13 protein-coding genes are annotated in these 14,082 nt (G+C 62.6%); 9 read left to right on the forward strand and 4 right to left on the reverse strand.

The window, feature by feature from the left end:
• Nucleotides 1-12: 12 nt before the first annotated feature.
• Both metK and Q6A48_RS05695 read right to left on the reverse strand, forming a co-directional pair.
• Nucleotides 13-1,203: a methionine adenosyltransferase gene (metK, locus tag Q6A48_RS05690; protein WP_304552577.1), complete on the reverse strand. Its 1,191-nt coding sequence runs from the start codon at nt 1,201-1,203 to the stop codon at nt 13-15.
• Nucleotides 1,204-1,222: 19 nt separating this feature from the next.
• Nucleotides 1,223-2,218, reverse strand: a complete 996-nt coding sequence (locus Q6A48_RS05695) for an ArsR/SmtB family transcription factor (RefSeq protein WP_304552578.1) — start codon at nt 2,216-2,218, stop codon at nt 1,223-1,225.
• A gap of 271 nt (nt 2,219-2,489) precedes the next feature.
• On the opposite strand from Q6A48_RS05695, the gene tkt reads away from it, so the two are divergent.
• The 6 genes from tkt (at nt 2,490) to fba (ending at nt 8,902) form a co-directional block, all read left to right on the forward strand.
• Nucleotides 2,490-4,487, forward strand: coding sequence for a transketolase (gene tkt / locus Q6A48_RS05700; protein ID WP_304552579.1), 1,998 nt, complete (start codon nt 2,490-2,492; stop codon nt 4,485-4,487).
• A 170-nt stretch (nt 4,488-4,657) separates the two neighbouring features.
• Nucleotides 4,658-5,728, forward strand: a complete 1,071-nt coding sequence (gene epd, locus Q6A48_RS05705) for an erythrose-4-phosphate dehydrogenase (protein ID WP_304552580.1) — start codon at nt 4,658-4,660, stop codon at nt 5,726-5,728.
• Between the two features lie 24 nt (nt 5,729-5,752).
• Entirely contained in the window at nt 5,753-6,916 is a 1,164-nt protein-coding gene (locus Q6A48_RS05710) for a phosphoglycerate kinase (protein WP_304552581.1), read from the forward strand.
• A 31-nt stretch (nt 6,917-6,947) separates the two neighbouring features.
• On the forward strand, nt 6,948-7,172 hold the full coding sequence (locus tag Q6A48_RS05715; protein ID WP_304552582.1) for a hypothetical protein: 225 nt from the start codon (nt 6,948-6,950) through the stop codon (nt 7,170-7,172).
• 56 nt (nt 7,173-7,228) lie between these two features.
• Complete coding sequence (locus tag Q6A48_RS05720) at nt 7,229-7,561, forward strand: MliC family protein (RefSeq protein ID WP_304552583.1); 333 nt, start codon at nt 7,229-7,231, stop codon at nt 7,559-7,561.
• A 276-nt stretch (nt 7,562-7,837) separates the two neighbouring features.
• Nucleotides 7,838-8,902, forward strand: coding sequence for a class II fructose-bisphosphate aldolase (fba, locus tag Q6A48_RS05725; protein WP_304552584.1), 1,065 nt, complete (start codon nt 7,838-7,840; stop codon nt 8,900-8,902).
• 134 nt (nt 8,903-9,036) lie between these two features.
• Here the strand turns inward: fba and Q6A48_RS05730 are convergent, their stop codons facing one another.
• A complete protein-coding gene (locus Q6A48_RS05730) occupies nt 9,037-9,705 on the reverse strand; it encodes a polysaccharide lyase family 7 protein (protein ID WP_304552585.1) in 669 nt (222 codons plus the stop codon).
• Between the two features lie 328 nt (nt 9,706-10,033).
• Nucleotides 10,034-10,702, reverse strand: coding sequence for a polysaccharide lyase family 7 protein (locus Q6A48_RS05735; protein WP_304552586.1), 669 nt, complete (start codon nt 10,700-10,702; stop codon nt 10,034-10,036).
• Between the two features lie 321 nt (nt 10,703-11,023).
• Here Q6A48_RS05735 and Q6A48_RS05740 point away from each other — a divergent pair, with 321 nt between their 5' ends.
• The 3 genes from Q6A48_RS05740 to Q6A48_RS05750 are packed head-to-tail and all read left to right on the forward strand — an operon-like array spanning nt 11,024 to nt 13,993.
• A complete protein-coding gene (locus Q6A48_RS05740) occupies nt 11,024-13,147 on the forward strand; it encodes a putative bifunctional diguanylate cyclase/phosphodiesterase (protein ID WP_304552587.1) in 2,124 nt (707 codons plus the stop codon).
• A 41-nt stretch (nt 13,148-13,188) separates the two neighbouring features.
• A complete protein-coding gene (locus tag Q6A48_RS05745) occupies nt 13,189-13,692 on the forward strand; it encodes a M48 metallopeptidase family protein (RefSeq protein ID WP_304552588.1) in 504 nt (167 codons plus the stop codon).
• A 4-nt stretch (nt 13,693-13,696) separates the two neighbouring features.
• Complete coding sequence (locus tag Q6A48_RS05750; RefSeq protein WP_304552589.1) at nt 13,697-13,993, forward strand: winged helix-turn-helix domain-containing protein; 297 nt, start codon at nt 13,697-13,699, stop codon at nt 13,991-13,993.
• Nucleotides 13,994-14,082: the final 89 nt, after the last annotated feature.

Here is a 14,082-nt window from a genome sequence, read left to right on the forward strand (position 1 = left end):
CACCAGCGGGTATTACAGGCCGGCGGCGGCGCGCAGGGCGTCGGCGCGGTCCGTCTTTTCCCAGGTGAAGGTGGTGAAGGTGTCGTCGCCGACGCTCCGGGTCTGCGGCGTGCGGCCGAAGTGACCGTAGGCGGCGGTTTCCTGGTACATCGGGTGCAGCAGGTCGAGCATGGTGGTGATGGCGTACGGACGCAGGTCGAACACTTCGCGCACCAGCTGGATGATCTTGTCGTCGCCGATCTTGCCGGTGCCGAAGGTATTCAGCGAGATCGAGGTCGGCTGGGCGACGCCGATGGCGTAGGAGACCTGGATCTCGCAGCGCTCGGCCAGGCCGGCGGCGACGATGTTCTTGGCCACGTAGCGACCGGCGTAGGCTGCCGAACGGTCGACCTTCGACGGGTCCTTGCCGGAGAACGCGCCGCCGCCGTGACGGGCCATGCCGCCATAGCTGTCGACGATGATCTTGCGACCGGTCAGGCCGCAGTCGCCCACCGGGCCGCCGATGATGAAGTTGCCGGTCGGGTTGATGTGGAACTGGGTGTCCTTGGTCAGCAATTCGGCAGGCAGCACGTGCTTGACGATCAGCTCCATCACGCCTTCGCGCAGGTCCTTATAGGACACTTCCGGGTTGTGCTGGGTCGACAGCACGACCGCGTCGATGCCCACGACCTTGCCGTTTTCGTAACGGCAGGTGACCTGGGACTTGGCGTCCGGGCGCAGCCACGGCAGCAGGCCGGACTTGCGGGCTTCGGCCTGGCGCTGCACCAGTTGGTGCGAGAAGGTGATCGGTGCCGGCATCAGCACGTCGGTCTCGTTGCTGGCGTAGCCGAACATCAGGCCCTGGTCGCCGGCGCCCTGGTCTTCCGGCTTGCTGCGGTCAACGCCCTGGGCGATGTCCACCGACTGCTTGCCGATGATGTTCATCACGCCGCAGGTGGCGCCGTCGAAGCCGACGTCGGAGCTGTTGTAGCCGATGCCCAGGATCACGTCGCGCACGATCTGTTCCAGGTCGACCCAGGCCGAGGTGGTGACTTCGCCGGCGATGATCGCCACGCCCGTTTTCACCAGTGTCTCGCACGCCACGCGGGCGAATTTGTCTTCCGCAATGATGGCGTCCAGCACGGCATCGGAAATCTGGTCGGCGATTTTGTCCGGATGCCCTTCAGACACGGACTCGGAGGTGAAAAGGGAGTATTCGCTCATCTCGATGTTTTCCTACAAGTTACCGTTGGTGAGTGTCGTCAGTCGGTCGCTGGAAGTGGCGAACCTGGATCTGGAAACCATTGCGTAAGCCCACATAGAGGCTTTCCCCGGGCACGAGGCCCGCAGCGGAGGCCCAACGGGCCAGGTCATCCTGTTCAAACCCCAGCCAGAGATCTCCGCAGGCCTCCCTGGCCCAGCTCTGGTTGTGGCTGCATAACTCCGTCACCAGCAGGCTGCCGCCTGGTTTCACCAGGCCAGCCAGGTGCTTGAGGGCATCGGCCGGTGCGGCGAAGTGGTGGAGCACCATGTTCAAGACCACGCAGTCGGCCTGCTGGTCGGGGCCGTCCAGGGCATCGGCCAGTTGCAGGCTGACGTTAGCCAGGTTTTCCCGCTCGCACACCTGGCGTGCCAGTTCGAGCATGGCCGGGCTGTTGTCCAGCGCCGTGACCTGGTGAAAGCGCCGGGCCAGTTCGGGCAGGAACGCACCGTCGCCGGGGCCGACCTCGATTGCGCTGGCGCTGGCCCCGAAGCCGAGTTTGTCCAGCAGCGCCACCACGCTTTCGCGGTATTGCGGCAGGCCGGCGATCAGGTCTTGCTGGGCGCGGAACTTCTCGGCCACCCGGGCGAAAAAGTCCTGGCTGGCGGCGGCCCGTTGCTTGTGGACCTGGGCGATGCGCGCCTGCACATCCGGCGGCAGCTGCAGTTCATCCACTTCGTCGAGCAGCGCCGCATGCAGCTTGCCGCCCAGGAGATCGGTATGGGGCAGGGCACGGCGATAGAAAATGGCGTTGCCTTCGCGGCGCGTCGCCACCAGGTCGGCCTGGGCCAGGACCTTGAGGTGGTGGCTCATGCCCGATTGGCCAATGCCGAAGATCTGCGCCAATTCCAGTACGCCGAACGAGTCGTTGGCCAAGGCGCGCAATACATTGAGCCGCAACGGATCGCCGCCGGCCTTGCAAAGGGCCGCCAGTTCATCGCAATCGTCGTGGCGAATGGAGGGCGCGTGTAAGTTCATAGGGCGGCAGTCTAGTGAGGGGGGCGGCGCATCGCAAGGTCAATATCAAAAAGTTTTGATATTGCGTGATAAATGGCACTTCCCACGGCGAGCTTGACTCTACAAACCATCAGCGGAAAGGTTTCACCTGGCGAATGACGCTTTATCCACCGGAAAAACGCCTGCCGATGACTATCTGTCATTGCCCCGGGGCGGGTGGGTGAGGGAAAATGCTCGCCTTTTTCAGTTTCGTTTTATTCATTCTCGATTCAATTCCCGCAGGAGATCAGCGATGCCCAGCCGTCGTGAGCGAGCCAATGCCATTCGTGCCCTCAGCATGGATGCCGTGCAGAAAGCCAACAGCGGCCATCCCGGTGCCCCTATGGGTATGGCGGATATCGCCGAGGTGCTTTGGCGCGACTACCTCAAGCACAGCCCGAGCAATCCCTCGTTCGCCGACCGCGACCGCTTCGTGCTGTCCAACGGCCATGGCTCGATGTTGATCTATTCGCTGCTGCACCTGACCGGCTATGACCTGTCGATCGATGACCTGAAGAACTTCCGCCAGCTGCACAGCCGCACCCCGGGCCACCCGGAATACGGCTACACCCCGGGCGTGGAAACCACTACCGGCCCGTTGGGCCAGGGCCTGGCCAATGCGGTGGGCTTCGCTCTCGCGGAAAAAGTCCTGGCGGCGCAGTTCAACCGCCCCGGCCACAACGTCGTCGACCACCACACCTACGTGTTCCTGGGTGATGGCTGCATGATGGAAGGCATTTCCCACGAGGTCGCTTCCCTGGCCGGCACCCTGGGCCTGGACAAGCTGGTCGCCTTCTATGACGACAACGGCATCTCCATCGACGGTGAAGTCGAAGGCTGGTTCACCGACGACACCCCCAAGCGCTTCGAAGCCTACAACTGGCTGGTGATCCGCAATGTCGACGGCCATGACCCGGAAGAGATCAAGACCGCCATCGAGACCGCCCGCAAGAGCAGCCAGCCGACCCTGATCTGCTGCAAGACCACCATCGGCTTCGGTTCCCCCAACAAGCAGGGCAAGGAAGACTGCCACGGCGCGCCGCTGGGTGCCGAGGAAATCGCCCTGACCCGCGCCGCGCTGAAGTGGAACCACGGCCCGTTCGAAATCCCGGCCGACATCTACGCCGAATGGGACGCCAAGGAAAAAGGTCGCGCGCTCGAAGCCGATTGGGACCAGCGCTTCGCCGCTTATTCCGCCGAATTCCCTGAGTTGGCCAACGAGCTGGTGCGTCGCCTCAGCGGCGAGCTGCCGGCCGACTTCGCCGCCAAGGCCTCGGCGTACATCGCCGACGTCGCGGCCAAGGGCGAAACCATCGCCAGCCGCAAGGCCAGCCAGAACACCTTGAACGCCTTTGGCCCGCTGCTGCCGGAATTGCTGGGCGGTTCGGCCGACCTGGCCGGTTCCAACCTGACCCTGTGGAAAGGCTGCAAGGGCGTCAGCGCCGAGGACGCCAGCGGCAACTACATGTACTACGGCGTGCGTGAGTTCGGCATGAGCGCGATCATGAACGGCGTCGCGCTGCACGGTGGCCTGGTGCCCTACGGCGCGACCTTCCTGATGTTCATGGAATACGCCCGCAACGCCGTGCGCATGTCGGCGCTGATGAAGAAGCGCGTGCTCTACGTGTTCACCCACGACTCCATCGGCCTGGGTGAAGACGGCCCGACCCACCAGCCGATCGAGCAACTGGCCAGCCTGCGCTGCACGCCGAACCTGGACACCTGGCGCCCCTGCGACGCCGTGGAGTCGGCGGTGGCCTGGAAATACGCCATCGAGCGTAACGACGGCCCATCGGCGCTGATCTTCTCCCGCCAGAACCTGCAGCACCAGGTGCGTGACGCCGGCCAGATCGACGACATCGCCCGCGGTGGCTACGTGCTCAAGGACTGCATCGGCGAGCCGGAACTGATCCTGATCGCCACCGGCTCCGAAGTCGGCCTGGCCGTACAGGCCTACGACAAGCTGACCGCCCAGGGCCGCAACGTGCGCGTGGTGTCGATGCCGTGCACCAGCGTGTTCGACGCCCAGGATGCTGGCTACAAGCAGGCGGTGTTGCCGCTGCAGGTCAGCGCGCGGATCGCCATCGAGGCGGCTCACGCCGATTACTGGTACAAGTACGTCGGCCTGGAAGGTCGCGTGATCGGCATGACCACCTACGGTGAATCGGCGCCTGCGCCGGCGCTGTTCGAGGAATTCGGTTTCACCCTGGACAACATCCTGGGTCAGGCTGAAGAGTTGCTGGAAGACTAAGTCCAGGAATGCATCGCCTGTTCTGACGCCATCGCGGGCAAGCCTTGCTCCCACAGAATATGCACACTCCCACAGGGAAGGTGCCATCCTGTGGGAGCAAGGCTTGCCCGCGATGACTGCGGAACATTCCGCGCTGTACTCCATGGACTCACCCTGGTCAGAGAAACCCCATGCCCCAACCGCGTCCCTACAAAGTTGCACTCAACGGCTACGGCCGGATTGGTCGTTGCGTCTTGCGTGCGCTGTTCGAGCGAGGGGCGAAGGCCGGGTTTGAAATTGTCGCGATCAACGATCTGGCCGACATGGCCAGCATCGAATACCTGACACGCTTCGACTCCACCCACGGCCGGTTCCCCGGCGAAGTGCGGGTCGAGGACGATTGTCTGCATATCAATGGCGACTGCGTGAAGGTCCTGCGCAATGCCACCCCCGAAGGCATCGACTGGGCGTCCCTGGGCGTCGACCTGGTGCTCGAATGTTCCGGTGCCTACCACACCCGCGAAGACGGCATGCGTTTTCTCGCGGCCGGCGCGCCCCGGGTGCTGTTTTCCCAGCCAATGGCCAGCGAAGCGGACGTGGATGCGACCATCGTCTACGGCGTGAACCAGGATTGCCTGGCGGGGGATGAGTTGCTGGTGTCCAACGCGTCCTGCACCACCAACTGCGGCGTGCCGCTGTTGCGCCTGCTGGACCAGGCCATCGGCCTGGAATACGTGTCCATCACCACCATCCACTCGGCGATGAACGACCAGCCGGTGATCGACGCCTATCACCACGAAGACCTGCGCCGCACCCGTTCAGCGTTCCAGTCGGTGATTCCGGTGTCCACTGGTCTGGCGCGCGGCATCGAACGGCTGCTGCCGGAACTTGCCGGGCGAATTCAGGCCAAAGCCGTGCGGGTGCCGACGGTCAACGTGTCCTGCCTCGATATCACGATGCAGACCGTGAGCGATACCGACGCCACCGAGGTCAACCGGATCCTGCGCGAAGCCGCCACCAGCGGCCCGCTCAAAGGCCTCCTGGCCTACACCGAGTTGCCTCATGCCAGCTGTGATTTTAACCATGACCCTCATTCGGCCATCGTCGATGCCAGCCAGACCCGTGTTTCCGGACCCCGGCTCGTGAACATCCTGGCCTGGTTCGACAATGAATGGGGGTTTGCCAACCGAATGCTGGATGTGGCCGAGCATTACCTGCAAGCCGCGACTTCGCTTTCTGCTTCTAAAAAACCTGCTCTCTAAACAGTTACCCAGGAATTGCGACCCATGACCGTGTTGAAGATGTCCGACCTCGACCTGCAAGGTAAGCGTGTACTGATTCGTGAAGACCTCAACGTTCCCGTCAAGGACGGTGTGGTCACCAGCGACGCACGCATCCTGGCTTCGCTGCCGACCATCAAGCTGGCCCTGGAAAAAGGCGCGGCGGTGATGGTCTGCTCCCACCTGGGCCGTCCGACCGAAGGCGAGTTCTCAGCGGAAAACAGCCTCAAGCCCGTGGCCGATTACCTGAGCCGCGCCCTGGGTCGCGACGTGCCACTGGTGGCTGACTACCTGGGCGGCGTAGACGTGAAGGCCGGCGACGTCGTGCTGTTCGAAAACGTACGCTTCAACAAGGGCGAGAAAAAGAATGCCGACGAACTGGCCCAGCAATACGCCGCCCTGTGCGATGTGTTCGTGATGGATGCGTTCGGCACCGCCCACCGCGCCGAGGGTTCGACCCACGGCGTGGCGAAGTTCGCCAAGGTCGCCGCCGCCGGCCCGTTGCTGGCCGCTGAACTGGAAGCGCTGGGCAAGGCCCTGGGCTCTCCGGCGCAGCCGATGGCGGCCATCGTCGCCGGCTCCAAGGTGTCCACCAAGCTGGACGTGCTCAACAGCCTGAGCCAGGTCTGCAACCAGTTGATCGTCGGTGGCGGCATCGCCAACACCTTCCTCGCCGCTGCCGGTCATCCGGTCGGCAAGTCCCTGTATGAACCGGACCTGCTGGACACCGCCCGGGACATCGCCGCCAAGGTCAGCGTGCCGTTGCCGGTGGACGTGGTGGTGGCCAAGGAATTCGCCGAAAGCGCGGCCGCGACCGTGAAGCTGATCGCCGACGTGGCCGAAGACGACATGATCCTCGACATTGGCCCGCAAACCGCGGCCAACTTCGCCGAGCTGTTGAAGTCGTCCCGGACGATCCTGTGGAACGGCCCGGTGGGCGTGTTCGAGTTCGACCAGTTCGGCAACGGCACCAAGGTGCTGGCCCAGGCGATTGCCGAGAGCGCGGCGTTCTCCATCGCCGGTGGCGGCGACACCCTGGCGGCCATCGATAAATATGGCGTGGCCGAGCAGATCTCCTACATTTCTACCGGGGGTGGCGCGTTCCTCGAATTCGTCGAGGGCAAGGTGCTGCCGGCCGTGGAAGTCCTGGAAAGCCGGGCCAAGGCGTGAGGCTGCGTTGACCAGGCAAAGGAGTGTTCTGATGGTCAAGACGTTCACGTTGCTGCTGGCGGCGACGCTGTTGGCGGCCTGCTCCGGTAGCCCGAAGGCCACGCCCCCGGAAACCGGGACGCCGGCGCCTGAGCAAGGCTGCTACCAGGCCGACTGGCAGGCCGAGACCAACCCGGTGCTGAACAAGCGTTCCGGACCGGATGGCCTGGACAAATACGAGACGCAAACCCCGGCCAAGGAACATGGTTGTCCTTGACGGGTCTGACTCTTAACTCAGGGCTGGCGGCGTGCGCCGTCGGTCGAGGAACACGGATGAAAGGCTTGATCGCCGTTGCGGCGTTGGCCGTGCTGGCCGGGTGTGCGCAGTTGGGTTTTCCGGGCGCTTCGGCGCCTGTGGCAGGTTGGACGACCTGGACGTGTGACAGCGAGGCCAAGGTGCTCTGGCGCTATACCGATGCCGCCCATCAGGAAGTCGACGTACGCCTGGGCGGTGCCGACCAGGTCTACCACCTGAAACAGGAGCCGGGCGCCTCGGGGTCGTTGTACAGCGACGACATGCTGGCGTTCCACGTCAAGGGTGAGGAAGGCCTGGTGTACTGGGTCGCCACGAATGACTTGATTGGGCGTGGTTGCAAGGCGCAGTAATACGATTGAACTGATCCACAGCGATCCAAATGTGGGAGCAGATCCAGTGTGGGAGCGAGCTTGCTCGCGATAGCGGTGTATCAGGCAACAGTGATGTTGAATGTACCGCCCTCATCGCGAGCAAGCTCGCTCCCACAGGGATCGCGTCGGTATTTGGGTTGAGCGATACCGAACACGCAGGCCGGGGCCAATCCCCGACCTGCAATGACTTGAATAGCCGCCGCCGCTCCGGCAGGCTGGCACGATTAACGACCCTCGACCGGGAGAGAGACACACATGGCACTTATCAGCATGCGTCAGATGCTGGACCACGCAGCCGAGTTCGGCTACGGCGTCCCAGCCTTTAACGTCAACAACCTTGAGCAGATGCGCGCCATCATGGAAGCCGCTGACAAGACTGACTCCCCGGTGATCGTCCAGGCTTCGGCCGGCGCGCGTAAATACGCCGGTGCGCCGTTCCTGCGTCACCTGATCCTGGCCGCCATCGAAGAATTCCCACACATCCCGGTGTGCATGCACCAGGACCACGGCACCAGCCCGGACGTCTGCCAGCGCTCCATCCAACTGGGCTTCAGCTCGGTGATGATGGACGGCTCCCTCGGCGAAGACGGCAAGACCCCGACCGACTACGAATACAACGTGCGCGTCACCCAGCAGACCGTCGCCATGGCCCACGCCTGCGGCGTTTCGGTGGAAGGCGAGCTGGGTTGCCTGGGTTCGCTGGAAACCGGCATGGCCGGTGAAGAAGACGGCATCGGCGCGGAAGGCGTGCTGGATCACAGCCAGATGCTGACCGACCCGGAAGAAGCCGCCGACTTCGTCAAGAAGACCCAGGTCGACGCCCTCGCGATCGCCATCGGCACCAGCCACGGCGCCTACAAGTTCACCAAGCCGCCAACTGGCGACGTGCTGGCCATCGACCGCATCAAGGAAATCCACAAGCGCATCCCCAACACCCACCTGGTGATGCACGGTTCGTCCTCGGTGCCCCAGGAGTGGCTGGCGATCATCAACCAGTACGGCGGTGACATCAAGGAAACCTACGGCGTGCCGGTCGAGGAAATTGTCGAAGGCATCAAGCACGGCGTGCGCAAGGTCAACATCGACACCGACCTGCGCCTGGCGTCCACCGGTGCCATGCGCCGCCTGATGGCGACCAACCCGAGCGAGTTCGACCCACGCAAGTTCCTCGGTGCCACCGTGACCGCCATGCGTGATGTTTGCATTGCGCGGTATGAGGCGTTCGGTACGGCGGGCAATGCTTCGAAGATCAAGCCGATTTCGCTGGAAGTGATGTATCAGCGCTATCTGAAGGGTGAGTTGAACGCCAAGGTCAACTGAGTTCCTGCTTTGAAAAAACCCGCATTCATGCGGGTTTTTTCATGGCGGGTATCTATCCGTTTCGGACTTCGACCCCAGGGTGGGGGCGAGCCTGCTCGCGAGGACGGCGCTACGAGATTCTCGGAAGCAAACGTTCAGGTGTTGTGATCGATATCCAGCTTGCTGAACGTCACTTTTCCGCCTTCGCTGGTGTAGCCGGTGTTGTCCTGTACATACACCCCTGCCTTGAAATACAGCGGCTTGACCCGCCAGGTGGCGCTGATGGTGGTGTACCAGCTGCGGCCCGCGGCGGTGATGCCCAGGTCGCCGGTACGGTCGAGGTGGATGCGGTAGGAGAAGGCGCGATCGAGCTTCACGCCGCTGGCGACGGTGATCACTCGGGCCTTTTTATCGTCGGGGCGCATCCGGACCTTGGCGACGATGTCGCCGGTGTCGGTGGCGTCCTTGTACTGGTATTCCAGTTTCACCATGGGCTTGTTGCTGTCCTTGGTGTGGATCTGGCCGATCACCACCTTGCCGCTGCTGGGTACCTGGTGGACGACCAGGGTGGCGTTCAGGAAATTGTCGGCCTCGGGGTACAGCCAGTTGCGCAAGGTGCCGTCTTTATAGGTTTCCCTCAACTCACTGCGCGGATAAATCGCGTTTTCCGTCTTGGCCCCGGTCACCGGCGCCCAGAAATACACGGTGCTGCCATCGGAGTTGAAATACTTGTCCTTGAAACCATCCACCAGTCGGGGCGTCTCGATGGTTTTCGGCGGGCTGCCTTCGGGGATGCTCAGGTTCCAGGTTGCTAGATCGACCATGTTCGGATCCTTTCTGTACAAAAGAAATGATTTACGCCATAGCCGGAGGCTGTTTGACGCGCTTTCGAAGACACCGGGGCGCGTACGACTGTCATTCTTCCAATGCGTGTCGGCGGAGGGTTGGCGTCAACGGTCCGTCAGAGTGGCATTTGTCGTTTTTGTGCCCGAAAGGAATGACCGTTGGTCGATTAATCGCGAAATGATTGGAACGATGGCGAATTGGTATCTGTCGCTTTGGGTTTTTTTGACGGGCGACGATGCGCTGGAAGAGGGGGCGGGTCGCCACCCCGCAAGCAGCGTTCCTTGCTGCTTTGACTGCGGGGTGGGATCAGATCTTGTGGTCGATGGCCAACAGGCTGAAGGTCACTTTTCCGCCTTCGGTGGTGTAGCCGGTGTTGTCCTGCACATAAACCCCTGCCTTGAAATAGAGCGGCTTGTCTTTCCAGGTCGGGTCGATGGTGGTCCTCCAGTTGTAACCCGCCGCGGTGATACCCAGTGCGCCCTTCTGATTGAGGTGGATCTGGTAGGAGAACCGGCTGTCGAGTTTGACCCCGGTCGCCACGGTAATGACCTGGCCTTCCTCGTCATCCGGACGCATGCGGACTTTGGCGACGATGTTGCCCGTGGACGTTTTCGTCTTGTATTGGTATTCGAGCTTCACCAGCGGGCTGGTGCTGTCCTTGGTATGGATCTGACCGATCACGATCTTGCCGCTACTGGGCACCTGATTGACCATCAGGGTCGCCTTCAATGAGTTATCCGCCGCGGAGTACAGCCAGTTACGCAGGGTGCCGTCGCTGTAGGTTTCCCGCAGTTCGCTGCGTGGATAAATCGCGTTCGCGGTCTTGGTGCCGGTCACCGGGGCCCAGAAAAACAATGTGCCGGTTTCGGCGTTGAAGTATTGGTCCTTGAACCCTTGTGCCAATCGGGGGGTTTCGATGGTGATGGCCGGGCTGCCTTCAGGAATGCTCAAGTTCCAGGTGTTGAGATCGATCATGTTCGGATCCTGCGTAACGGTTCGCTGTTGCACGCCACATCAGGGAGGCTCTAGTCCAGGCCTTTGAGGCGTAATGGGTATGTCAGGCAGGGTGTTTTCGAGCGCTGCCCGGCGGATGATTGACGTCAAATGTTCGTCGAAATACGTCATTGCAGGTTCTGTGCCTGAGGTGGGTGACCGTTAGTCGGCTATTTCGGGCTTTGTCTGGATGATGGCGTGATGACACCTACTGCTTTTCAAAATCCCGGTCTAGAGTGAGATCTCAGTATTTGTCCGTTTTATTTGTGAAAAGCGGACGTGGCGCCTGATAAGAGAAGCAGCATGGAATGCGCGCAACCTACGCTTGGCGAAGACAACTCTGTCCTTTTGATTGTTGATGACTACCCCGAAAACCTGCTCAGCATGCGAGCGCTGTTGCAGCGTCAGGATTGGCAGGTGATGACGGCGGCCTCGGGTGTCGAGGCCCTCAACCTGCTGCTCGAACACGACATCGATCTGGTGCTGTTGGATGTGCAGATGCCCGACATGGACGGTTTCGAAGTGGCGCGCCTGATGCGCGGCAGCCAACGTACGCGGCTCACGCCGATCATTTTCCTGACCGCCAACGAACAATCCCAGGATGCGGTGATCAAGGGCTACGCCAGTGGCGCCGTGGATTACCTGTTCAAGCCCTTCGACCCGCAGATTCTCAAGCCCAAAGTCCAGGCGCTGCTGGAGCACCAGCGCAATCGCCGGGCCTTGCAGCGCCTGAGCCAGGACCTGGAGGCGGCCAGGGCCTTCAACGCCTCGGTGCTGGATAACGCTGCCGAAGGGATCCTGGTGGTGGACGAGAACGGCTGCATTCGCTTCGCCAATCCGTCCACCTGTCGCTTGCTCAACGCGACGGCGGAGCAGTTGCAGGGGCTGCCGTTGCTGGATTTCCTGCAAAAACCCCACATCCCCGATTGGGGCGAATCCGACATCTACTCGGCTTATTGCCGTGGGCAAACCTTGCGCCTGCACGATGCGGTATTGCGCACCGCCCCGGGCCAGCAGGTGTCGGTGGCATTGTCTTGTGCGCCATTACCCGTGGAGCAGAAGGCCATGGTGGTGACACTGCAGGACATGTCGGTGGTTCGCCACTTGCACCAGCAGCTCGAATACCAGGCGGTCACCGACCCGTTGACCGGATTGCTCAACCGGCGGGGGTTCTACCAGACCGCCGAGAACCTGTTGATGCGCAGCGAACGCCTGGAAAGCAACTGGGTGCTGCTGTACCTGGACCTCGACGGCTTCAAGCGGGTCAACGACCTGCTCGGCCATGACGCCGGGGATCGCGTGTTGCGCTGGGTCTCGGAGCAGTTGAAGGCGTGCCTGCGGCCCTTCGACATCCTCGCCCGCCTGGGGGGAGACGAGTTCACCGCGCTGCTGGACCTGGAGTTCCCGGAGCAGGCGGCCAAGATCGCCGAGAAGCTCATCGAGCGCGTCGCGATCTGCCAGCAGATCGAAGGCATGGACGTGGCGCTCGGGGCCAGCATCGGCATTGCGACCTATCCCGATTGCGGCGCCAACCTCGACGGCCTGCTGCGGGCCTCCGACATCGCCATGTACGAGGCGAAGCGGGCCGGCCGCCAGCAATACCGTTTTTATGACCACGAAATGAACGGTCGAGCCCGTTCACGACTGATGCTCGAAGAAAGCGTGCGTTCGGCTATCGAGAATCGTGAATTCAACCTGGTCTATCAGCCCCAGGTCAGTATCGGCGACGGCCGTATTCGCGGCTTCGAGGCGTTGCTGCGCTGGCAGCACCCGAGCGTCGGCGACGTGCCGCCCGGGCTGTTCCTGCCGTTGCTGGAGGAAGCGCGGTTGATCAGTCGGCTGGGCAGTTGGATCTACCACCGCAGCGGTGCCCAGCGCAAAGTCTGGGAACGCAGGTTTCCCGACAACCTGGTGTTGGGGGTCAGCCTGAGCAGTACCCAGTTCGGCATGCCCAACCTGGTGACCGAGCTGCGCCAGGTGCTGGAGCGCCATGCCTTGAAACCCCGGCAACTGGAGGTCGAGGTGACCGAGGATGCGCTGGTGCGCAACCCTGACGAAACCCAGAAGCAACTGCGGCTGCTGCGTCACCTCGGGGTGCGGGTGGCCCTGGATGACTTCGGTTCCGGGCCGTGCTCGCTGGTGCACCTGCGTGACCTGGAACTCGACACCCTCAAGCTCGACCGGCACCTGATCGCCCGCCTGCCCGGCTCACCGCGGGACGCGGCGCTGGCCGCGTCGGTGATCGACCTGTGCCGCCAGTTGGGGTTGCGGGTGATTGCCGAAGGCGTCGAGACCGCCGAACAGTATCAATGGCTCAAGGCCCACGGCTGCGAGTACGTGCAGGGCTTTCTCGTGGCGCGGCCCCTGGTGGCGGACGACACCGATGCCTTTGCCGAGCCGTTCGACTGGAGCGCGGTAAAGAGCTGAATTCGCTACACTGGCGGCCTCCTTCACTGTGTTGCCGCCCGATGACCGCGCTCAAGTACCTCCAGGCCTATCCGCCCGCCCTACAAGCCCAGGTGCAGCAACTGATCGCCCAGGATCGCCTGGGCGACTACCTGCAGCAGCGCTATCCCGACCGGCATTCGATCCAGAGCGACAAGGCCCTGTACGGCTATGCGCTGGACCTCAAGCAGCAGTACCTGCGTAACGCCCCGGCCATCGACAAGGTGCTGTTCGACAACCGCCTGGACCTGACCCATCGCGCCCTCGGCCTGCACACCAGCGTTTCACGGGTGCAGGGCGGCAAGCTCAAGGCCAAGAAGGAAATCCGCATCGCCGCGCTGTTCAAGGAGGCGGCGCCCGAGTTCCTGCGGATGATCGTCGTGCACGAACTGGCGCACTTCAAGGAGTCGGACCACAACAAGGCGTTCTACCAACTCTGCGAGCACATGCTGCCGGGGTATCACCAATTGGAATTCGACCTGCGGGTGTACCTGACCTGGCGGGACCTGCAACCTCACAAGGAATGATCGGATGGATGTCAGCAAGACCAAGACCAGCTTCTACCGGCGCTTGTACGTGGCGTACCTGATCGACAGTGGCGTGGCCAGCAGCATCCCCGCGCTCACCGAAGTCACCGGCATGCCCCGGCGCACCGCCCAGGACACCGTCGCGGCGTTGGCGGACCTGGACATCGTCTGCGAATTCGAACAACAACAGGGCGCCCGCAATCATGCCGGGGGGTATCGGATACGCGACTGGGGCGCGATCGATCGGCGCTGGATCGAGGAGAACCTGCAGCGGATCAAGGCGGTGCTCGAGTATCCCTGAAGATCGTTGCCTGGGCTGGCCCTATCGCGAGCAGGCTCGCTCCCACAGTCGATCGCGGTTCACCGCGACCCCTGTGGGAGCGAGCTCGC

Source organism: Pseudomonas citrullilanati (genome assembly GCF_030580855.1).
GTDB classification, from domain to species: domain Bacteria; phylum Pseudomonadota; class Gammaproteobacteria; order Pseudomonadales; family Pseudomonadaceae; genus Aquipseudomonas; species Aquipseudomonas citrulli.

Bases quoted from the DNA above. Each gene is read 5' to 3' on its own strand.
- Q6A48_RS05730 (WP_304552585.1), bottom strand. From the start codon at position 9,705: ATGGTCGATCTAGCAACCTGGAACCTGAGCATCCCCGAAGGCAGCCCG.
- Q6A48_RS05740 (WP_304552587.1), top strand. From the start codon at position 11,024: ATGGAATGCGCGCAACCTACGCTTGGCGAAGACAACTCTGTCCTTTTG.
- epd (WP_304552580.1), top strand. From the start codon at position 4,658: ATGCCCCAACCGCGTCCCTACAAAGTTGCACTCAACGGCTACGGCCGG.
- Q6A48_RS05735 (WP_304552586.1), bottom strand. From the start codon at position 10,702: ATGATCGATCTCAACACCTGGAACTTGAGCATTCCTGAAGGCAGCCCG.
- Q6A48_RS05720 (WP_304552583.1), top strand. From the start codon at position 7,229: ATGAAAGGCTTGATCGCCGTTGCGGCGTTGGCCGTGCTGGCCGGGTGT.
- metK (WP_304552577.1), bottom strand. From the start codon at position 1,203: ATGAGCGAATACTCCCTTTTCACCTCCGAGTCCGTGTCTGAAGGGCAT.
- tkt (WP_304552579.1), top strand. From the start codon at position 2,490: ATGCCCAGCCGTCGTGAGCGAGCCAATGCCATTCGTGCCCTCAGCATG.
- Q6A48_RS05715 (WP_304552582.1), top strand. From the start codon at position 6,948: ATGGTCAAGACGTTCACGTTGCTGCTGGCGGCGACGCTGTTGGCGGCC.
- Q6A48_RS05750 (WP_304552589.1), top strand. From the start codon at position 13,697: ATGGATGTCAGCAAGACCAAGACCAGCTTCTACCGGCGCTTGTACGTG.
- fba (WP_304552584.1), top strand. From the start codon at position 7,838: ATGGCACTTATCAGCATGCGTCAGATGCTGGACCACGCAGCCGAGTTC.
- Q6A48_RS05710 (WP_304552581.1), top strand. From the start codon at position 5,753: ATGACCGTGTTGAAGATGTCCGACCTCGACCTGCAAGGTAAGCGTGTA.
- Q6A48_RS05745 (WP_304552588.1), top strand. From the start codon at position 13,189: ATGACCGCGCTCAAGTACCTCCAGGCCTATCCGCCCGCCCTACAAGCC.
- Q6A48_RS05695 (WP_304552578.1), bottom strand. From the start codon at position 2,218: ATGAACTTACACGCGCCCTCCATTCGCCACGACGATTGCGATGAACTG.